At 48.1% G+C, this 20,777-nt stretch carries 20 protein-coding genes and 1 tRNA gene; 11 read left to right on the forward strand and 10 right to left on the reverse strand.

Translation table 11 applies throughout. The features are described from left to right. Positions 1–38: 38 nt before the first annotated feature. Positions 39–1,139, forward strand: coding sequence for a lipopolysaccharide biosynthesis protein (locus NGM62_RS16385; protein WP_262249344.1), 1,101 nt, complete (start codon positions 39–41; stop codon positions 1,137–1,139). Here NGM62_RS16385 and NGM62_RS16390 read toward each other — a convergent pair. The 3 genes from NGM62_RS16390 to NGM62_RS16400 are packed head-to-tail and all read right to left on the reverse strand — an operon-like array spanning position 1,117 to position 4,308. Further along, entirely contained in the window at positions 1,117–2,337 is a 1,221-nt protein-coding gene (locus NGM62_RS16390; protein ID WP_262249345.1) for a bifunctional 3,4-dihydroxy-2-butanone-4-phosphate synthase/GTP cyclohydrolase II, read from the reverse strand. The two genes, NGM62_RS16385 and NGM62_RS16390, sit on opposite strands and share 23 nt — an antisense overlap. A 38-nt stretch (positions 2,338–2,375) precedes the next feature. Beyond that, positions 2,376–3,887, reverse strand: coding sequence for an LptF/LptG family permease (locus NGM62_RS16395; protein WP_262249346.1), 1,512 nt, complete (start codon positions 3,885–3,887; stop codon positions 2,376–2,378). 43 nt (positions 3,888–3,930) lie between these two features. Continuing rightward, positions 3,931–4,308 (reverse strand): START-like domain-containing protein, encoded by a 378-nt coding sequence (locus tag NGM62_RS16400; RefSeq protein WP_262249347.1) that lies wholly within the window; start codon positions 4,306–4,308, stop codon positions 3,931–3,933. Positions 4,309–4,408: 100 nt separating this feature from the next. On the opposite strand from NGM62_RS16400, the gene NGM62_RS16405 reads away from it, so the two are divergent. The 5 genes from NGM62_RS16405 (at position 4,409) to NGM62_RS16425 (ending at position 9,987) form a co-directional block, all read left to right on the forward strand. Further along, a tRNA-Met gene (locus tag NGM62_RS16405) sits at positions 4,409–4,482 on the forward strand. A 293-nt stretch (positions 4,483–4,775) separates the two neighbouring features. Then, positions 4,776–5,585 (forward strand): hypothetical protein, encoded by an 810-nt coding sequence (locus NGM62_RS16410; RefSeq protein ID WP_262249348.1) that lies wholly within the window; start codon positions 4,776–4,778, stop codon positions 5,583–5,585. 32 nt (positions 5,586–5,617) lie between these two features. Beyond that, positions 5,618–6,688: a ThiF family adenylyltransferase gene (locus tag NGM62_RS16415; RefSeq protein ID WP_262249349.1), complete on the forward strand. Its 1,071-nt coding sequence runs from the start codon at positions 5,618–5,620 to the stop codon at positions 6,686–6,688. Further along, positions 6,678–8,831 (forward strand): sensor histidine kinase, encoded by a 2,154-nt coding sequence (locus NGM62_RS16420; protein WP_262249350.1) that lies wholly within the window; start codon positions 6,678–6,680, stop codon positions 8,829–8,831. The genes NGM62_RS16415 and NGM62_RS16420 overlap by 11 nt, the downstream gene beginning before the upstream one ends. A gap of 67 nt (positions 8,832–8,898) precedes the next feature. Then, complete coding sequence (locus NGM62_RS16425; protein WP_262249351.1) at positions 8,899–9,987, forward strand: hybrid sensor histidine kinase/response regulator; 1,089 nt, start codon at positions 8,899–8,901, stop codon at positions 9,985–9,987. A 40-nt stretch (positions 9,988–10,027) separates the two neighbouring features. On the opposite strand, the gene NGM62_RS16430 is transcribed toward NGM62_RS16425, so the two are convergent. The 5 genes from NGM62_RS16430 to rplM form a co-directional block, all read right to left on the reverse strand. After that, the gene (locus NGM62_RS16430) at positions 10,028–10,489 is read right to left on the reverse strand and encodes a response regulator (RefSeq protein ID WP_262249352.1); all 462 of its coding nucleotides are present in this window, start codon (positions 10,487–10,489) and stop codon (positions 10,028–10,030) included. Between the two features lie 378 nt (positions 10,490–10,867). Continuing rightward, complete coding sequence (gene tsf / locus NGM62_RS16435) at positions 10,868–11,707, reverse strand: translation elongation factor Ts (protein ID WP_262249353.1); 840 nt, start codon at positions 11,705–11,707, stop codon at positions 10,868–10,870. Positions 11,708–11,837: 130 nt separating this feature from the next. After that, a complete protein-coding gene (rpsB, locus tag NGM62_RS16440) occupies positions 11,838–12,704 on the reverse strand; it encodes a 30S ribosomal protein S2 (RefSeq protein WP_262249354.1) in 867 nt (288 codons plus the stop codon). 21 nt (positions 12,705–12,725) lie between these two features. Further along, a complete protein-coding gene (gene rpsI / locus NGM62_RS16445) occupies positions 12,726–13,112 on the reverse strand; it encodes a 30S ribosomal protein S9 (RefSeq protein ID WP_262249355.1) in 387 nt (128 codons plus the stop codon). An 11-nt stretch (positions 13,113–13,123) separates the two neighbouring features. Then, positions 13,124–13,567, reverse strand: coding sequence for a 50S ribosomal protein L13 (gene rplM, locus NGM62_RS16450; protein WP_262249356.1), 444 nt, complete (start codon positions 13,565–13,567; stop codon positions 13,124–13,126). Positions 13,568–13,659: 92 nt separating this feature from the next. On the opposite strand from rplM, the gene NGM62_RS16455 reads away from it, so the two are divergent. The 5 genes from NGM62_RS16455 (at position 13,660) to NGM62_RS16475 (ending at position 19,554) form a co-directional block, all read left to right on the forward strand. Next, positions 13,660–15,408 carry a tetratricopeptide repeat protein gene (locus tag NGM62_RS16455; protein WP_262249357.1) on the forward strand — a complete coding sequence of 583 codons (1,749 nt, stop codon included), beginning with the start codon at positions 13,660–13,662 and terminating at the stop codon, positions 15,406–15,408. Next, entirely contained in the window at positions 15,383–16,174 is a 792-nt protein-coding gene (locus tag NGM62_RS16460; protein ID WP_262249358.1) for a DUF4292 domain-containing protein, read from the forward strand. The genes NGM62_RS16455 and NGM62_RS16460 overlap by 26 nt, the downstream gene beginning before the upstream one ends. 87 nt (positions 16,175–16,261) lie before the next feature. Continuing rightward, positions 16,262–17,548, forward strand: coding sequence for a murein hydrolase activator EnvC family protein (locus NGM62_RS16465; RefSeq protein WP_262249359.1), 1,287 nt, complete (start codon positions 16,262–16,264; stop codon positions 17,546–17,548). A gap of 143 nt (positions 17,549–17,691) precedes the next feature. Continuing rightward, positions 17,692–17,877, forward strand: coding sequence for a twin-arginine translocase TatA/TatE family subunit (gene tatA, locus NGM62_RS16470; protein WP_262249360.1), 186 nt, complete (start codon positions 17,692–17,694; stop codon positions 17,875–17,877). A 240-nt stretch (positions 17,878–18,117) separates the two neighbouring features. Next, on the forward strand, positions 18,118–19,554 hold the full coding sequence (locus NGM62_RS16475; RefSeq protein WP_262249361.1) for a LysM peptidoglycan-binding domain-containing protein: 1,437 nt from the start codon (positions 18,118–18,120) through the stop codon (positions 19,552–19,554). Here the strand turns inward: NGM62_RS16475 and NGM62_RS16480 are convergent. Further along, positions 19,547–20,059: a phosphoribosyltransferase family protein gene (locus NGM62_RS16480; protein ID WP_262249362.1), complete on the reverse strand. Its 513-nt coding sequence runs from the start codon at positions 20,057–20,059 to the stop codon at positions 19,547–19,549. The two genes, NGM62_RS16475 and NGM62_RS16480, sit on opposite strands and share 8 nt — an antisense overlap. 34 nt (positions 20,060–20,093) lie before the next feature. Further along, on the reverse strand, positions 20,094–20,678 hold the full coding sequence (locus NGM62_RS16485) for a C40 family peptidase (protein ID WP_262249363.1): 585 nt from the start codon (positions 20,676–20,678) through the stop codon (positions 20,094–20,096). Between the last annotated feature and the right edge of the window lie 99 nt (positions 20,679–20,777).

A 20,777-nucleotide genomic window follows, 5' to 3' on the forward strand; every position in this document is an offset into this window, starting at 1 on the left:
TTGATTGATAAACAAATAAATGATTTAAACATATTCTGATGAAAACTGAAAACGAGAATCAGGGTATTTCGCAAAGGCAGATCGACCAGATCAGCTTGCAGGAGCTGATCATGAAAATCAACGGCCTGATCCGCTTTTTGATCGGCAGGTGGATCATCATCCTGATTGTGGTAATAATCGGCGGCGCATCGGCGGTGGTTTATTCGATGGTCAAGGAAACCAACTATATTGCCCGATTGAGTTTTGTTTTGGAAGAACAGTCGGGTTCAGGCAGTAGCTTGGGTGCAGCGGCCAACATCGCGGCCCAGTTCGGCTTAAATGTCGGTGGCCTGGGTGGTTCTGGGGGGTTTTTCCAAGGAGACAATATCGTTGAGTTCCTTAGGTCCCGATCGATGATAGATAAGACACTGCTCAGTGAGGTGGAGATTGGAGGGAAAAAGGAATTTTTGGTAAGTCACTATGTGGAATACAACGGTTTTCGGGAAAAGTGGGCGGATAAGCCATATTTAAAGAATATACAATTCAAGGACACCATAGGTATTTACCTTCAGGATAGTTTGATGGCTGAATTTTACAAATCGATTTTGAAACACAATCTCGTCATCGGCAAGCTTGATAAGAAGTACAATATTTTCTCGGTAGAAATGGAAACGCGGGACGAGGTATTTTCAAAGGCATTCGTCGAAACACTGATTGCGAACGCCACGGACTTCTACGTTCAGACAAAAACACGCAAAGCACAGGAAAATTTGGCTGTACTGACACGCCAAGTGGACTCTGTCCGACAGGAGCTGAATGATGCGATAAGTGGTGTGGCGGCGGCCACTGATGCAAACCCGAACCCTAATCGGGCATTGCAACGTCTCCGGGTGGGATCGCAACGGCGTACCATCGATGTACAGGCCAATACCGCGATATTGACAGAATTGGTTAAAAACCAAGAGATTGCAAAAATAACGCTGCGGAACGAAAAGCCGATAATTCAGGTGTTGGATAAGCCCATATTACCACTGGAAAACGATAAGTTGGGGAAAGCAAAATCCTTCCTGATCGGTGGTGCCGTAGGTGGTGTTCTGGCCTGTCTGGTAGTAGTGTTCCGGTATATCTACCGCCAGATCATGAGCGGGGACCCCGCATGATGGTGTGGCCCATGCGGTCCCGCTTGGCTTGGAGATACCGTTCGTTGTATGGATTGGACGGAATTTCAATGGGTACGTTTTCTACGATTTCCAGCCCATAGCCCACCAAGCCTGCTCGTTTTGTCGGGTTATTGCTCATCAGTCGCATTTTCGTAACGCCGAGGTCTCTCAATATCTGGGCACCCACGCCGTAGTCGCGATGATCGGGTTTGAAGCCCAGTTTGAGGTTGGCGTCTACCGTATCCAAGCCGTTTTCCTGCAGGTTATAGGCATGCAGTTTATTGATCAGTCCGATGCCGCGGCCTTCTTGGTTCATATACACTACCACTCCTTTTCCTTCCTCTTCGATCATCTGCATGGCACGATGGAGCTGGGGCCCGCAGTCGCACCGGCATGATCCGAAGATGTCGCCCGTAACGCATGAGCTGTGCACGCGTACCAGAATGGGCTCATCGGGTGCCCATTCGCCTTTGTAGATGGCCACATGCTGCTCGCCGGTATTTTTCTGCGTATAGGCGGTCAGGTTAAATTGCCCCCATTCAGTGGGCAGGTTAACAGATACTTCCCGCGTGATCAGCGAATCTTTGGTAAGCCGGTACTCGATAAGGTCCTTGATGGAAATAATTTTCAGGTCGAAGCGTTTGGCCACCTCCATCAGGTCGGGCAGGCGGGCCATTTCGCCGTCGTCTTTGAGGATTTCCACCAGAACACCGGCCGACTCGAATCCGGCGAGCCGGGCGAGGTCTACAGCAGCTTCAGTGTGGCCGGCACGGCGCAGCACGCCACCATCTTTCGCTATCAGCGGGAAGATATGGCCCGGGCGCCCGAATTCTTCCGGCTTGATATCGGGGTTGATGAGTGCTTTAATGGTTTTCGACCGGTCGGAGACCGATATCCCCGTGGTACAACCGTATCCCTGCAGGTCTACCGATACCGTAAAGTTCGTCTCGTAAACCGCCGTATTGTTGCCTACCATCAGGTTTAGGTCCAGCTCTTTGCAGCGTTCTTCGGTAAGGGGTACACAAACCAATCCGCGGCCATGGTTGGCCATGAAGTTTACGATCTCTGGCGTAGCATTGCGCGCGGCGGTGACAAAATCCCCCTCGTTTTCACGGTCCTCATCGTCTACCACGATGACCACTTTGCCAAGCTGTATCTCTTTGATAGCCTCTTCAATCGTATTTAACCTGATGCTCATGATGTGCGTTTAATAATTATGATACAAAGGTACATCTATCACGATGACTTCGTATAATCGTCATGTAAAGATTCGTGTGCCGGGATTTGTTGGCGCCCGGTAATGCCGATCCGGCGCTTGACCCATGCCACGGCTTTGTTGAATTTAATCCGGTATTGATCGATATCGAACAGCGCGGAATCCGTGGCCGCTTTGTACGCTAGGAAGATGGCCAACGGCGATAGTACGAAAATAGCCATCCACATCCCCCAGAACGTGTCGATATTACCCTCCTTGGCCGACTTTTCGCTTACGGTGGAAATGATATGGTAAATTAAGAAAAAGATAATGGCCACAACAACGGGAAGCCCTAATCCGCCTTTCCGGATGATGGCACCCAGCGGCGCACCGATGCAAAACAGTAGCAGACAAGATACTGCCAGTGTGAATTTGCGCTGGAATTCAACATTATACAGGATATCTTTATTGCTGTAAAATGAATCTTCATCCGCCTTGACGTTCACCACATCTTTGATGTACCGCACCTGGCTTTGGGCACTGCTGATTGCCATATTGCGTTTGTCTTCCGGGATGACGGTTATAAACCCATGTTGATAACTGATCGGTTCTGAGATGACCGGAGTGGTGTCGCGTGCTTTGTAGTAATCGTTGTAGTAGTAATAATAAGACTTGATTTCACGGAATACCGTGTTACGAAGGCTGTCCATCTGGACGGCATTGGAATCGGTATAATGCTTCAGCTGTTTCAGGTTGAGCATGGCATGGTGGCTTTTGAAGAGGTTTTCGTCTGTCCGTTTCATCTGGAAGGCGGACATGTCGAACTTCTGCTCGGTTTCGTCGAAATAAAACCGGGTGAATTGCTGCCTGGGGTTGTATACCCGTGCGTCTCTTACCCTGCTGTCTTCATACCGGACGCCATCTTTGAGCTTAAGGATCATGGTGTTGTTGTCGGGCGAATTGTAGATATACCCCTCCTTGGCTAGTAGTACGTTGTTGGCGGTGTTGCTCGATTTATGATCGTAAATCATGAGGTTATAGAGGATCTTGCCATCCTTGCTTTTGCTTTCGGCTCGGATGGAATACCCCGGGATGGTATTGTTGAAGATGCCGGGCTTGATGAAAAAGTCGGCTTGTTTAATCCGGACATCATAAAGCAGCGATCCCATTTTGAGGTTAGCGATGGGCATGATGTAATCGCTGAACAGGAATGCGCAGGCACTGAATAGGCCAACCAAGACGAATAGTGGGGCCATGGCTTTGCGTAGCGATACGCCCGCGGCTTTGACGGCCACCAGCTCATAGCTTTCGCCGAGGTTGCCGAATGTCATGATAGACGATAGCAACATGGAGAGTGGTAGGGCCATGGCTACATTGGTGGCAGCCGCGTACCAGAGCAACTCCAAGATGACATACCATTCGAACCCTTTACCAATCAGGTCGTCGATGTACTTGAAAAGGAAAAGCATAAGGAGGACGAACATCACGATAAAAAACGTGACGATAAACGGCCTGATGAAAGACTTCAGGATTAGTAGGTGGATTTTTTTCATTAAAATATGTGCCTTACTACCTTAGACACAAAGGTACTACTTTTTAAGCACCTATCACGCTTTGTAGATACGCTATCTGGTTATCCCAGATCAGCTTGCGGTCGTCCAGGGTTTCTTCCCTTGCAAAATCGGTAATTGCTAAGGCAACATCATTGGTAAGCTCATCTTGCACGATTTCCATCTCGAAATGATAAGGTTCGTCATCTATCCATTTGTATTTAACCCATTTATTCTCCCGGAGGCTGATTAGCTTGGCAACATGCAGCTCGTCGTCCCAGCTGAATTCGTAAATACCATCCTTAAAGTTTACGTCGTCTGCAAACCACTGGGCCAGCGCATTGGGCTCATGCAAGAATGAAAATAGAATTTTGGGAGAGGACTTGATTTCGTATTCCAGATGGAATTTGATTTTTTCTGCCATGCCTACTGTGATAATGATGCGGTTATGCCGTTTCTATGAACTTTGATAACTTTTTTTCTAAAGAAAGGGAAAATAAACTATATTTGCAAACTAATTTTTTGGCGGGGTAGCTCAGATGGTTAGAGCGCAGGATTCATAACCCTGAGGTCGGCAGTTCGATCCTGCTCCCCGCTACTTTTGAAGAGGCTGTCTCCTATGTTTGTTGTAAACAGATGTAGGAGACAGTTTCATTTACCCCTCTGCCAATCCCTCCGAATGATTTTGTGTTGAAGCGTGTACGATTTTCTTTTAAGTACGATAGTTTTATTTTCTGTTCTTAAATGTTACCTTTATTCCCTTTGATGGAATTAGCGGTAGCGCCCGTGAATTCACATGTTGTTTTAACGTATAATATTTTCATCCATGTTGTAAAATTAATCGGCGAGGGTTGATTAATTTTGTAGCACTTATATGCTGGAATTGATTCAATGTCATTGATGCTAGACAAGCAACACCCGGTTGTGAGGCTGCGGGCTTTCCGTGCTGTAGACGACCCGAAGGCTTGTGAACTCTTTTTGAAAGGGCACGAACAGGTATTAACGAGTATAGGCGTAAAAAAAGTAACGTCTTCAAAAAATGAGTGGATGACCAATCCATCGGCATTCGTTCTGATTGTCGAATCGCTTGATAAAGAAAAAGTATATGGGGGTGCCCGTATCCAGGTTGCCGATGGAAAGCGGCTGTTGCCCATCGAGGAGGCGACCGGTGGAATGGATTCGGGGATTTTCCAATTGGTATGGCAGTATGCACAGCAGGGTACGGGTGAAATCTGCGGACTTTGGAACTCACGGGAAATAGCAGGGTACGGTGTCGGCAGTATTTTCCTAACGCGGGCAGCAGTGGCTATTTCTACACAAATAGGGATAAGGTCGCTGTTCGCGCTTTGTGCGCCCTATACGGTGAAGATGGCAGAGAGCGTGGGTTATCAGATCGAAACAAGCGTCGGGAATGACGGCACGTTTTACTATCCGAAATTAGACCTGCTGGCCACCACTATGCTGCTGGAAAACGTTAATGACCTGGCCCACGCGAGCCCTGAAAATAAGGAGGCCATCGATACCATACGGCGTGAGTTGAACGTGGTACGTCTTGAGCAATTGAGAAAAAAAGAAATCGAGATACACTACGAAGCTGAACTGCCGCTAATGGATAGGTGGAGCTTGGATGAGATTATTAAAAACTACTATAAGGCAAATTCGGGCAACCATTCGGTGCCGAAGTCTATAGATGTACTGTAACAGACCGATTTTTTACTGAAGCTGATGTAACCATGGAGACTTCCTATCGCCCTGAACTTCTACAACTTCGAGACGCATCGCAACTTGAGCGGTACAACCAGCTTATTGACGAGCGGTCTGTATCTGTATACGACGTTATCGATTCCCAATTACGTGAATTGTTCATTGTCCGTAATCCCGGTAGCGGCTTTGAAGCGGGAGCGTACGACCAATTTGTCAAGCAGTGTCTGGATGGGCAACGTATGCGTGGATATGGGGTTTGGGTATTTTATCCATGGAGCCGCCGGTTAGTACACGTGCTACCGGAGGAAGCGTTTATAGAAGTGAGGACCAACCGGAACAAGCTAAAGATCACGGAGCAGGAGCAATTGGCCCTTGCCGGTAAAACGGTTGGTGTGGTAGGCCTATCGGTTGGTCAATCCATAGCGCTTACATTAGCAATGGAACGGACTTGCGGTACATTGAGGCTTGCCGATTTCGACGACGTAGAATTAAGTAACCTGAACCGTATTCGGACAGGGGTTCATAACCTGAATACTAACAAGGCTGTATTGGCCGCAAGAGAAATTGCAGAAATAGATCCATTCATCCAGGTTGAAGTGTTTACTGACGGGCTGACGGAGCACAATATTGCATCTTTTTTGGGAGACGGAAGCGTGAAGCTCGATTTATTGATCGAGGTGTGCGACAGCATGGCAATCAAGCTGCAAAGCAGGGTTGCTGCACGGAGTCTGCGTATTCCGGTAGTGATGGAAACCAACGACCGCTGTATGCTGGATATCGAGCGCTTTGACCTGGAAGCCGGGCTCCCGATCCTCCATGGCCTAGTGGCCGAAGAAGACGCGGTGGGCGGAGCAGCATTATCGCGGGAAGAGCAACTGACCATCGTCAAGAAAATTGTAGATATGGCGCAGTTGTCTGAGCGGATGAAGCAGTCGTTTGCGGAGCTAGGAAAAACGTTGCGGTCATGGCCGCAATTGGCATCGTCTGTAGTGCTTGGTGGCGGTGTGGTTACAGATGTGGCGCGGAAGATATTGCTGGGCGAGCATGCGCAGTCCGGAAGATATTATTTTGATATTGATCGCATTTTAAATGATAACTAGGCTAGTTTGGATGATGGTGATAGGCTTGTGGTCGCAGGCCTTATTCGCAGATCCCGTAATACGTGTTTCGAATGAAGGTTCCGTGCAGCGGTATATCGGTGATAAAGTGCTGATATTCCAAGACTCGGATCAAACGGTTACGCCCGCAGAATTGTTGGCGAGCTCGGCGCTTTTCCAGCGGAGTGAGACGGCTGTGCCAAATTTGGGGGTGAGTAATCATGTCAATTGGATCAAGTTTACCGTTTACAACGACGCCGACTATGCACAGCTGGTATTGACAATCACGAACCCGACCGTTGCTGAGATAACGTTGTTTACGCTATATAATGGGGAACGCGACAGCACATCCATTTCAGAAAGGGACACGTATGACAACCGGGATTACAACCATCAATTTTATGCCTTTGACCTGCATGTAGCTAAAGGTGACTCCATTGTCTGTTTGCTGAGGCTGAAGAGTTCTACGCAGCTACTTGTACCGTTGTCTATCCGGAGTTCAGAAACGGTTGTTAGGGAGTTGGCCGGTTTTGATTTCCGGTCGGGGACTTATATCGGGCTCATGGTGGCCATGCTTCTTTACAACCTGTTCTTGTATGTTTCTGCACGCGATCGGCACTATCTCGCGTATGTACACTATATTTTCTGGGTTGCCATCGCCCAGATCACGGTGCTGGGATATTTTGGCCGGATGTTTCAGGGTGTGCCCATTTCAAGCAGTTATGTACTTGCATTTGTGGGGGCTATGTCGGGCATCGCATCGGTCATCTTTGTGAAGTCGTTTTTGAGTACCAAGGATTACGGTAAAAAAATCAATTTTTTGCTCAATTTAATCATAGCGGGAGACCTGCTTGCCATTGCCGTTTTATTATTCGGTGCCCCAACGATGAGCTATGAAGTGGTGAACTTTGTAGCCGGGGTAGGGTCGTTTATCGTACTTGCGGTAGGGTACGTGATTTACCGGAAGGGAAACCATTCCGCGCGGCTGTTTCTTGTTGCCTGGGGTATCTTTCTGGGTAGTGTTATCGTGTTTGTATTAAAAGACTATGGAATCTTAGAATACAGCCTTTTTACGGTCCATGCGGTTCAGATAGGGTCGTCAATAGAGGCATTGTTACTGTCTTTTGCATTGGGCGACAAGATTAATATCTACCGGAAGCAAAAAGAAGAATCGCAGTTGAAGGCCATTGAAATAGCGAAAGAAAACGAAAGGCTTATCCGTGAGCAAAACGTGGTGTTGGAGCGGCGGGTCGAGGAGCGCACCCATGCGCTGAAAGAGTCGAACGATTCGTTGCAGCAAACGCTGACGCACCTGAAAGAGACACAGTCGCAATTGGTAGAAGCCGAGAAGATGGCTTCCCTGGGGCAATTGACAGCGGGGGTAGCCCATGAGATAAATAATCCGATTAATTTTGTGACTTCCAATGTTGCGCCCCTCAAGCGCGATGTAGGCATGGTGTGGGATGCAATGGAGGAAGTGGAGCGTATCGCGCTGGCCGATGACGTACCGGCCGATGAGAAAAGGCGTCGCATCGAGGCATACAAAGAAGATATCGATGCGGAGTATCTCAAAACCGAAATCGATTTCCTTCTTAAAGGGATGCATGAGGGTGCTACCAGAACGGCTGAGATTGTCAAAAGTTTACGTATATTCTCGCGGGTGGATGAAGACTCGTTGAAATTTGCGGATATCAATGAAGGACTGGAGTCTACGTTGGTTATCCTGAATAGCGTTATCAAAGAGGGTGTCACCGTGGTTAAGGAATTGGGTGAACTGCCTCTGGTAGAGTGTTATCCCGGTAAATTGAACCAGGTTTTCCTGAATATCATTACCAATGGTATTTATGCCATCAATAAAAAATTCGAAGGGAAGCCGGGGGGTATTTTGGAGATAAAAACAACTGTTGATAAGGAACATGCATATATCTCCATTCGGGATAACGGGGTGGGGATGCCGGATGAGGTGAAGGAAAAGATATTTGAACCCTTTTTCACGACGAAGGAGGTAGGCGAAGGAACCGGCTTGGGCATGTCTATCGTATACAATACGATAAGGAAACACCAAGGCGAAATCAAGGTTGAGTCTACCGTCGGGGAGGGAGTGGCTTTTTTGATTATAATTCCGTTAAATCAGCACATACAATGAGTTTAATTTGTTAATCATTTTGTTAATTTTGTTAAATAAATCAATAACCTTATAAACTTCCTTTGGTGTGAAGCTCGAGTCTCCGGAAATACTTTATATCGACGATGAAGCCAACAACTTGATCAGTTTTAAGGCTACGTTCAGGTACCGGTATACGGTTCATACGGCGGTGAGTACGGCCGAGGCCCGGGAAATATTGGGTCAGAATCCGAATATACGGGTGATTTTCTGCGACCAACGGATGCCCGGCGAAACGGGTATCGAATTCCTGCATGAGGTGAGGCAGAAGTACCCATTGCCGGTGAGGATTCTCTTGACGGCCTACGCCGATCTGGAAACGGTTGTAGATGCGGTGAATAAAGGGCATATTTTCCGGTTTGTGCGGAAGCCATGGGTAGAGGAGGAGATTATCTCTTCAATCGAAGAAGCCAACAAGTTTTTCATTACCGACTCGATGCTGGCCATCCGGAATGAGGAGCTACAAAAAGCCTATGACGAACTGGATAAGTTTGCATACAGTGTCAGCCACGACCTCCGCGACCCTCTCACAGGTGTACTGTCGGCTATAAAGTTGGCATTGGAATTCGATTCTGTCGAGCGCATACACGAAATCCTGGCACTTATGGAAAGCTCGGTGCTGAGGCTGAATACCTATATCAACAGTTTGCACGACTATTACTTGCTGAAGCGGGGGGAATTGACTATCTCTGATATTAATTTTGATGCCCTTCTTGAGTATCTGAAAAGTTTTTACAGTATCTATAGCCAGAATAACAGTGTAGCGTTCACGATCAGGAGTAATCAGCAGGAAGAGTTTAAGAGCGATGAGACAACCCTGAAATTGATCTTACACAACCTGGTATCCAATGCTTTCAAATACCAAAAGCAAGACGGCGATAATAAATCGGTCGAGCTATCGGTGGATGTGAAAGGAGGAAAGGCAACGATATGTGTCAAGGATACGGGGATAGGTATTGCTACTGGAGATATCGGTGAGATTTTTAAATTGTTTTTTAGGGGTAGCGACCAAGCTGAAGGGACGGGATTCGGGCTTTACAATGTGAAGAGTGCGTTGGCTAAACTTCGCGGCGAGATAGAGGTCAAGTCGGAACATGGGGTGGGTACGACGTTCATCGTAACGATTCCAAGTAAGTAAACAAGCAGTAACCTGGCGCTGGTACAGGCAAAGGGCTTCGCTAAGAAAGCAGCTTCTGCCTGAGCAGAAATTCGAGCTGTTCGTTGGTGACTTCGAGCTGCGAAAAGGATTCTTTTATTTTCTGCCGCTCAGACAATATTTCATACGCCCTTTGTATGGTATCATCCAGCTCTTCTTCACTCCAGGGCTTACTTAGGTAATGGAATATTTTCCCTTTGTTTACCGCGTCTACCACTGCGCCCATGTCGGCATAGCCGGTCAGTAAAATCCGCATAGGTTCGGGGTTGATTTTGATAACCTCTTCGAGGAATTCAACACCAGTCATCTGGGGCATCCGCTGGTCAGTAATGATAATGTCTATCGGATGCTGTTTGACGATTTCCATGGCGTCAATACCACTCAAAGCGGTATATATCTTATATTTCAGACGAAAAGTGGCTTTGAAAGAAATCAAGTTGTTTTCTTCGTCGTCTACATATAGAACGGAAATTTTCGCTTCCATGTTTAATACGTTCTTTAATCTCCAGGGTAGTTTTTACTACGCAGTTTTTATATTACGCTCGTGGAGAATTTCCTGTTGATAGCCTTTACTTATCCGGCAAGGTAATCTTTTTCCCAACCAAGTTACTAATTTTTGAACTCAAATAGTCAATAATCTATAATAATAAAAAAAAGTCAGCCCAAAAAGGCAGTTTTTGTAACAAGTTCATTTACTCGCAACGGGAATATATTCGTGTAAAGATAAAAATTATCTTAATAGTTTATCGTTGCGGGCGTGTGATTATAAGCCCATCCATCCGCATGGGGAATGTGGATGGATGGGCTTCTGAATGATCTGAAACGGCAACGGCGCGGTAGAGACAGTTGCCGCTTACGGGTTTTAAGCGCCTAATTGGACCCGTTTGAAGACCGTTACGGTCAATCCTTTCGAAACGCTATCCAAAAACTGTGCGATGTTTTTTGATGAGTCTTTCACAAATTCCTGGTTCAGGAGTGTAGACTCCTTATAGAATTTATTGAGTTTGCCCTGCGCAATTTTTTCAACCATTTCTTCGGGCTTGCCTTCTGCACGGATTTGCTCTTTGGCGATTTCCAGTTCGCGTTCGACAGTTTTTGTGTCTACGTCACTTTTGTCTATGGCCACCGGATTCATTGCCGCGATCTGCATGGCCACATCTTTGCCGGCTTCGTCGCTACCGTCCACCGCGCTGCTGAGGCCTACCAATACCCCCAAGCGGTAGTTGCCATGGATATAGGCGACTACTTTTTCTGCTTCTACTGTTTCGTATTTTGACACATCGATTTTCTCACCGATTTTGCCGGTTTGGTCGAGCAGTAGGTCGGCGATTTTCACGCCGCTTATTTCCAGTTGTTTCAATGCTTCGAGCGATGCGGGGGCGTGTGCTACGGCGGCGTCAGCAATACTTTCGCCGAATGCGATAAAGTCTGCATTCTTTGCCACAAAGTCGGTCTCGCAATTCAGTTCGATGACGAATCCTTTTTTCCCGTCGGCTGTTGTTTTTGCAATAACTACGCCCTCATTCGAGTCGCGGTCTTGGCGGCTGGCAGCCACCTTAGCACCCTTTTTACGTAAGTAATCGATTGCTGCTTGGAAATCACCGTTTGCTTCGATTAGTGCCTTTTTGCAATCCATCATGCCCGCACCTGTTTGTTGGCGCAGCTTGTTTACGTCTGATGCTGAAATCTGTACTGTAGACATTCTATTTTCCTTTGTTTAAAATACCTAATTTAATTTATACCATATTGGATAAAAAAACCGGATGTACCTAGGTTGACGGAGGTCCGAATCCCTTCCCGCGCCCCGTTGTCCATCCGGCTTTGAAAAGAAGTTATTCTCCGTCCTGGCTGCCTTCTACGTCGGCGTCTGCCTCAGCTTTTGCTTTACGGGGGCGCTTTCCGCCAGCCTCCGTTTCGGCCTTAGGTGCCGCTTCCACTTCTGCTTCTTCGCCATTGTCTATTTTGGCTTTAGCAGCTGCAGCTTCCCGCTCAGCTTCTTCTTCTTTGTCGCGTTTACGTTCTTCAAGTCCTTCCTGAATGGCCTTTCCAATGATTTCGGTGATAAGTGCGATTGACTTAGACGCGTCATCATTGGACGGAACCGGGAAATCGATGTTTGTAGGGTCCGAGTTGGTGTCTACCATGGCAAACGTAGGGATGTTCAGCTTTAGTGCCTCACTTACGGCGATGTGTTCTTTCTTCACGTCGATAATGAAAAGGGCGGCCGGTAAGCGGTTTAGGTCGGCAATGCCTCCCAACAAGGTTTCCAATTTGACACGCTCGCGTTGTATCATCAATTTTTCTTTTTTCGATAATACATCAAATGTGCCGTCTTTGGTCATTTTGTCGATGTTAGACATCTTCTTGATAGACTTGCGTACTGTTGCAAAGTTGGTAAGCATCCCACCCAGCCAACGCTCGGTTACGTAGGGCATGTTTACAGCCTTTGCTTGCTCGGCAACAATTTCTTTCGCCTGTTTCTTGGTGGCTACAAAAAGCACTTTCCTTCCCGATTTCACCACCTGCTTGATTGCCGAGGCTGCCTCTTCCAGTTTGGTAAGGGTTTTATTTAAGTCGATGATATGGATGCCGTTGCGTTCCATGAAAATGTACTTGGCCATTTTCGGGTCCCATTTGCGGGTAAGGTGACCGAAGTGTACACCTGCATCCAATAACTCTTGATATGTAGTTCTTGCCATTTTTCTGTTTTCCTTAAAAGATTAACGTTTACTGAATTGGAACTTCCTGCGCGCTTTGCGGCGTCCTGGTTTTTTACGCTCTACCATGCGGTCGTCGCGTGTTACCAATCCTTTCGCCCGCAGAGCAGGTTTTACCTCCGGGTCTAGCGTGATCAATGCTTTGGCTATTGCTAGGCGTACTGCCTCAGCCTGCCCTTTGATACCGCCACCGGCTACGTTAACCTTTACGTCATAGTTGCCGGTTGCACCGGCTACTTCTGTACTTTGGGTTACAATATATTGCAATGGCAAGGTGGGGAAATATTCCTTGTAATCTTTGCCGTTTACGGTGATGTTACCGCTGCCAGCGCTCAGGTAAATGCGGGCTACTGCGGTTTTTCTTCTTCCTGAAGTGTTAGTTGTCGACATGTTGTTGCTCCTTAGAATTTAACAGTTTTTGGATTTTGCGCTGCATGGGGGTGTTCGCTTCCCGCATATACATACAGGTTCTTGAACAAGGCACGCCCCAACCGATTTTTGGGCAGCATACCCCGTACGGCTTTTTCCACAATGCGTGTAGGATGTTTCGCCAACAATTCTTTAGGAGAACTGAAACGCTGGCCACCCGGGTAACCCGTATACCGCTGGTATACTTTGTCTTCGAGCTTGTTGCCAGTCAACTTTACTTTGTCTGCGTTGATCACGATCACGTTGTCGCCGCAGTCTACGTGTGGGGTGTACGAAGGCTTGTGTTTCCCCCGGATTACCTTGGCAATCTGGGATGACAAGCGCCCCAAAATCTCGCCCTCAGCGTCAACAACAATCCACTCCTTGTTGACGGTGCTTTTGTTGGCAGAGACAGTTTTGTAACTTAACGTATTCACTTGCTTTGTTTTGAAATAATTAATAAATATATTTAGCCCCTTTGTTTTAAGGGACTGCAAAGGTACGACAATAATATTTATTTTTCAAAGTTATGTGGCGAGTAATAATCAAGGTATCACGTGTTTTGATGGTGGTAGGTAGTTTATGGTGTGTTGTGGAGCCTGTCTCTGCCCAAGAAACTTCGGTGCCTGGCGCCCAGGGGGCTACAGATAGCCTGTTGGCACAGAAGCTGTATGCCAAGGCACTCGAGCAAAAATCGTCAGGGCAGCTGGCACTGGCCGAAAAGACGCTCGAAGAGGTCGTAAAACTACAGCCCGGCAAAGAAGAGGCGTATTTCCAATTAGCCCAGCTGCACCTCGGGAATGGGGACCTTTCCGCAGCTGCCGAGGCGGCATTGCGCGCAGCACAGCTCGATCCAGACAGCGAACAGTACTGGACCGTGGTGATGGACGTGTACCGTAAAACGGGCAATATAAAGGCCATGCCCTCCGTGTTGGACGAGCTTATCCGGCTCAACCCGGAGAAAGTGGATTACTACCATGAAAAGGCGTATGCATTGTTTTTAGATAAAAAGTATGAGGCGGCATTGGCTACGTGCGATACAATAACTGCGCGGTTTGGGAATATCGAAGAGCAGCATTTTACCAAGCATCAGATTTACCTGGCACAGGGCGATACAAGTGCGGCGATAAACGAACTGGAGATACTGGTGTCGAAAAAGCCAGACGACAAGAGGGCCTATATTCTTTTGGCCGAGCTATATACCGGTATTGACGAAGCTAAGAAAGCCCACGCCATCTTGGATAAGGCCGCTATTACCTTTCCCGACGAGCCGCTTGTCTTGCTGGGCAAGGCGGATGTTTTCCTGGCCATGGGGAAGCAGCGGCAAGCTTACGACTATTTACAGAAGGCGTTCCGCAGCGATAGTCTGGGGATCGATGCTAAAGCGGGTATTCTCTATAATACATTGGCCAACAAGCGGCGCCCGCTTGACCAGACATACGTGACAGCGCTGTCGGACCTATTTGCCGAGACCTATCCGAAGGAGGCAAAAGCACATGCCGTACGGGGCGATGTGTATACGCAGCTGCAAAAGCCGGAAGAGGCCCGCCGTGCGTATCTGGATGCACTGGATATCAACCGATATATTGAAGGCATTTGGCAGCAGTTATTGCAGGTGGAACTCCAGCTGGGCCGGTATAGCGATGTGGAGGCTCACGGCAAGGAGGCACTGGCCTTATTTCCTAACCAGCCGCTGATCCTCTTTTTCACCGGGCATGGTTATTTGGGTGGCAAGCGTTACCAAGAAGCCCGGAAATACCTGGAAGCCGCACTGAACCGGGCAGATGATGAACATACTCCTTTTTTGACCCAGCTATACAGCAGCTTGGGTGATGTTTATAATGCCCTGGATATGTATGCCGAATCCGATGTGGCTTACGAAGAGGCTATCGCGATGGATAGTACAAATGCCTATGCCCTGAATAATTATGCCTATTACTTGGCGCTCCGCAAACATAACCTATCGCGGGCTGCCGAGATGTCAAAACGGTCTAACGAATTGACTCCCGACTATCCGTCATACCAAGACACTTATGCATGGGTGCTGTTCCAACAGGGCGATTATGAAACGGCGCTCACCTGGATAGAAAAGGCGATCGGCAGCGCTGACGAGGCATCGGAGACCCTGCTGGAGCACTATGGCGATATCCTGGCCAAGCTGGGGCGCATAAGCAAAGCCGTTACGCAGTGGAAGAAAGCGAAAAGTCTTTCGGAGTCGGTCGGCAAGGATATTGATAAATTATCAAAAAAAATTGACGCGAAACGGTACATTGATTAAGGCAGCTGCTTTATGCTCATTATTGGCAGTTGTGCTGGCGTGCGGAACAAAGAAGCCGATTGCCTCGTCGGGTGGTGAAATGCGCGTTTCGGCAGCAGTCCGGACAGCCGTGTTGGCCCGGGTGGCTGAGCAGCAGCCGCAATACGCTACGTTCAGTGGCCGTGCCAAGACCAACCTCACCATCAACGAGAAGGACCAGTATGACGTAACCGCCCAGGTACGTATGGTGCGAGATGAAGCGATCTGGATTTCCGTAACAGCCGTGATGGGTATCGAGGTGGCAAGGCTACTCATCACACCCGACAGCATCAAAATCATCAACCGATTGCGGGCCGAATACGTTCAGAAACCCTTTTCCTACCTGCATCAATTCGTGAATAGCGACGTGGATTTTCTAAATATTCAGCAATTGCTGCTAGGTGGGGTTGCCCATCAGCTTGGGGGGGATGACGTAACGGTTTGGCAGGGGAGCTACGGGTACGTACTGCAGAAGGAGACCAACGGTTTGCAGTATGAGGTGCGGTTGGATAACGATTACCAAAACAGTTACACGTCAATTGCGGAGCCCGACTACGGGCAGCGGTTGGAGGCTTCCTATGCCGATTACCAGGCATCGGCAAGCAACCCCTTTCCTTACCAAATGGAAATTTCCATTGCCGCGCCGCGGTTGACCCTGCAGTCTGAGATGAAATATAGTAAGGCGGCCTACGATGAAAAGGTGGAACTGCCGTTCAGTATCCCGCCGAGATACACGGAGGTTCAATAATGCGGAACGATGCATGGTTTTCGGGGCAGATTTATTACTTTCGCAAACAATAATGAGCGGGTGGCACGGTTATAAAGTGGTATATTGATGAGTTATCTAAAGGGAACATTAGGCGTAGTTGCATTCTTTTTGACATTTGCGGTAGCCTATGCGCAGAGCAGTGCCGAATTGAAGAAGCAACGCGAGCGACTGAATCAGGAGATCGAGCGGCTTAATCAAAGCCTCAAAACCACATCGAGCGATCGGAGCCTTTCACTTAAGCAAGTGAATGCGCTAAACACACAGCTGCGCCTACGCGAGCAGAAAATCAGTACTATTAACAGTGAAATCAAGCTCATAAGCAACCAGATCGCATCGCACAACAAGACCATTCAGAGCCTCCGTGACCAGCTGGATAAATTGCGCAAAGACTACGAAAGTATGATCATGTTTGCGTTCCGTAACCGGAATGCCTACAATAAGATGATGTTTATCTTTGCATCGAAAGATTTCAACCAAGCGTTCAAGCGTGTCAAATATCTGCAGCAGTTCAACGAGTCGCGGAAGCTGCGCGCGAAAGAGATTGAGGAAACCCAGAAGGAGATTGCGTTGAAGGTGGCCCAGTTGGAAGCCAGCAAGAAAGAACAAGCGGTGTTGCTTGCCGACCAACAGAATGAGCGCAAAACCATAGCCCAAGAACAGGGTGCGCAGTCCAAGGTGCTGCAGGCGCTTACCCAGCAGGAGAAGACGTTCCAGCAAGAGCTGCGGAAGAAACAGCAGGAAGATGAGCGTTTGGCACGTGCAATCCGTACGGCCATCCAACGGGAAATCGCCGAACAGCGACGACTGGAGGAAGAAGCGCGCCGGGCAGCCCTTGCCCTGGAGGCTGAGCGTACGGGTAAAACCGTGGCAGAAGTAGAGGCTGAAAAGCCCGCGGTGCGCAAAAGTGATACCGAGGTGCTGGCCAATACGCCGGCCGCTGCAAAACTGTCGGCCGATTTCGCGGGTAACCGCGGACGCCTGCCGTGGCCGGTACAGCAAGGGGTTATAACCCAGCGTTTCGGGCGGCACACTATCGGGCGTAATGTTACCGTAGAAAATACAGGAATTACCATCCGGACAACTAACGGGGCACAGATACAGGCTATCTTCGACGGCACCGTAATCCAGGTAGCCAATATGGCCGGTTCGTATGCTATCATTCTCCAACATGGTAAATACTTTACGGTTTATACCAAACTTGGTGGCCCGACGGTGAAACGTGGACAGGCGGTACAGCGTGGCCAGGTATTGGGTGCCGCATTGGTAGACCCAACCGATGGCACATCTGAAGTACATTTTGAAATATGGGAAGGTGCAGCGTCTATCAATCCGGAACCGTGGTTGGCAAAATAACGGTGGGTGATGAATATGGATGGCGGCATGGCAAGGACTTTGGCGCAAAACTATTGTAAAGGAAATAAAATATTATATGTACATTTGCAGAATCACCCTGTTTTTGAAGGTAGGGTGGATTTTGAAACTTTAAAACAACGGTTATGGTAGATTCAGTGTTGTTATTTCTTGGTGCTCAAGAAATTATCCTGATTGTTTTAGCTCTCCTCTTGCTTTTTGGAGGCCGGAAAATCCCCGAGCTGATGCGTGGTATGGGGCGTGGCATCCGAGAGTTCAAAGAAGGACAGAAAGAGACCCCTAAAGAGGAACTGGAAGAAAACAAACAATAGTATACCCGTATCCAATGCGGGCGCGGACTTTATACCATATTCTGCCTTGGTGTAAAGTCCATTTATTTTTGTGGCTTTGAAGTAAGGATAGATTATTTTATCCAGCCATACAATAAAAAGTGAAGAACTACGTTTTCCATGTAAGATAGACTTAATCAGTATAGCATTAGTAGTTCACTAACAAGCTAGTTTATAGCTGAGGGGTGAAATTTATGGCATATACATACCGACTAATAAAACATGGTGTTAACTAAGATTTCGGCAGTTGCCGTAGGCAGTATGTTATGTGCCCATGTGGCACTCTCAGAAACCTTTCCACCTAATCCACCAATAGATACATTAGCAGCAAAAAAACACATCGCCCACCATATGGCGTTGCAGCTCGAAGCGATAGCCGATAGCATCAATTTTGTTGATCTCGACGAGAAGTTGGGTGCGTCGCCCAGGTTTGAACTTGTTCCTGCAACGATCGAGGGGCGTTTGGCCTATCTGCAGAAAGCGGTTCCGCTTACCTACAACGATCAAGTGCAATCCTATATCGATGGATATAGCACAGAGCGCTACAAGGGGCATCTTTCCCGGATGATGGGGCTGTCCCGGTATTATTTTCCGATCTATGAGCGTGTTTTCAAGGAAGTCGGTGTTCCGCAGGAGATCAAATACCTATCTATCGTAGAATCGGCTTTAAACCCGCATGCGGTATCGCGGGTGGGAGCTACGGGATTATGGCAGTTTATGTTTGCCACGGCCAAGATGTATGATTTGACCATCGATAGCTATATCGATGAGCGGAAAGACCCCATCGCTGCAAGCTATGCGGCAGCGGCTTACCTATTGGACGCGTACAACGATTTCGGGGATTGGTTGCTGGCTATTGCCTCGTACAATTGCGGCAAGGGAAATGTGCTGCGTGCTATCCAACGGTCGGGGTTGGCCAATCCGGATTACTGGGCGATAAGCCGTTTCCTTCCGCGTGAAACCCGTAATTACGTACCGGCATTTATTGCCATCACCTATATGATGGAGTATCATGAAGAGTACGGCATTGTTCCGGCGGAGCCAACCATCCCCATGCAGACGGAAGCGGTTTGGGTACAAAAGAATGTGCCGTTGAGCGGTGTAGCCAAAGCCTTGGAGATGGATGAGGAGGTCATAAAATCGCTGAACCCCGCATATAAAAGAGGGGTAGTGAACGGGACCACCGATGAGCCGAAGCGGCTGATACTGCCTGAGGCACACCCGCAGGCCTATCCGGCGTTGTATGCTGTCTTGAATACACCCAATAAGATGCAGGCCTTTTATGCAGCTAATGCGGAGCTACATAAAGGAGCTGATGAGGCTGAGGTGACCCATCGGGTAAGGAAGGGCGAAACACTGGGCAAAATAGCCAACCGTTACCATGTGACGGTTCAGGATCTCCGCGTGTGGAACAACCTTAAGAAGAATACGATTGTGCCAGGCCAACGCCTCCGGGTGGTGACTTCGGCCGATCAATCTGATACCAAGGCCAAGCCTGCCGCTCCGTCGTATATCTCATACCGTGTAAAAAAGGGAGACACACTTTCGGGTATTGCCCAAAAATACCGGACAGCCACGGTATCGGCCATCAAGACTGACAACGGGTTGCGGACCAACCGGATTACGCCTGGGATGACATTGAAAATAAAGGTTAAATAAGCCACGCTGCATCCTCGCCGCCGTCGCACTCATGGAGGCTCACCGCGACGTGCTCTTTGAGTATGGTAGAAAGTTTCAACCCCGAAAAGTCACTGAAAATCGGGAATTTGTGGTGGCTTCGGTCTATCAATACCACGGTGCGCATCTTTTTTAACGGTACATCGAAAAATACACCCATACCATAAGCGAGCGTACGGCCGCTATTCAGCACATCATCAACCAATATCACCACGCTGTTTTTCGCATGTTCGGCGGGGGTATCTGTATTGGCTCGTAATGTGCTGCTCGTTTTATCCAACGTGACTTTTATCAGTAAGATATCGAAAGTGGAGATCCGTTCCAGCTCAGATTTCAGCCGTTGGGCAAACACATAGCCCCGATCGGCAATACCCACCAAAACTAGCGAGGTTTCTTCGAAATTATCTTCCAGCAACTGATAAGCAATGCGTGTTATCTTCTTCGCTATTTGCTCTTGGTTGAGGATTAGTACTTTTTTTGCAGACATATTATCGAGGTCATGCGGCAGCTATACCAATTCCCTAATGCACAGAAGGTGCCAGCGTAGGCTGGTCGTCTTCACCCTCATCTGCCTTTACCGCTGCAAGCATCCGTCCACCGTTGTAATAATAGCGCTTCCAATAGGCATCATTCAGGTCGCTTATCATTACACCACGACTGGAAGAAGCGTGTGCAAATTTATCATCACCGATATAAACGCCCACGTGGGTAATGTTACGGCTACGTATTTTGAAAAACACCAAGTCACCGGGCGTGAGTTGATCTTTCGCGATGGGGTCTACCTGGGTGTAGATATTACGGCTATTGTGGCCTAGTGTCGTGTTGAAAACTTTATCATAAACCTCATAAGCAAACCGGGAGCAGTCTACCCCTCTCTTGGTCTTCCCGCCCAAGCGATAGGGAGTGCCTATCCATTCGTAAACAAACTGGTATAACTTCGTGTTGGTTGTTGCCGATGCAGCCACGCCCATGATCTGGGAGAAATATTCCTTAGCCAAATTGTCAGGATCTGAAGGGGGGGCAGGTTGGTCGGTGGGTGTTTGTGCTTGTGCAACAGTGAACAGACAAGCAAATAGCAGGCAGGTTACAGATGTTTTCCTTCTCATTTAATAGCTGTTTTATGAAACATGAAGACATTGATCATTGCCGGCGTGTTACCACATGCCAACCGTTAGCGTGCAAATCTAGGGTAAAAAATCCATTGA

The sequence above is a fragment of the Parapedobacter soli genome (assembly GCF_025460835.1).
GTDB lineage: Bacteria > Bacteroidota > Bacteroidia > Sphingobacteriales > Sphingobacteriaceae > Parapedobacter > Parapedobacter soli.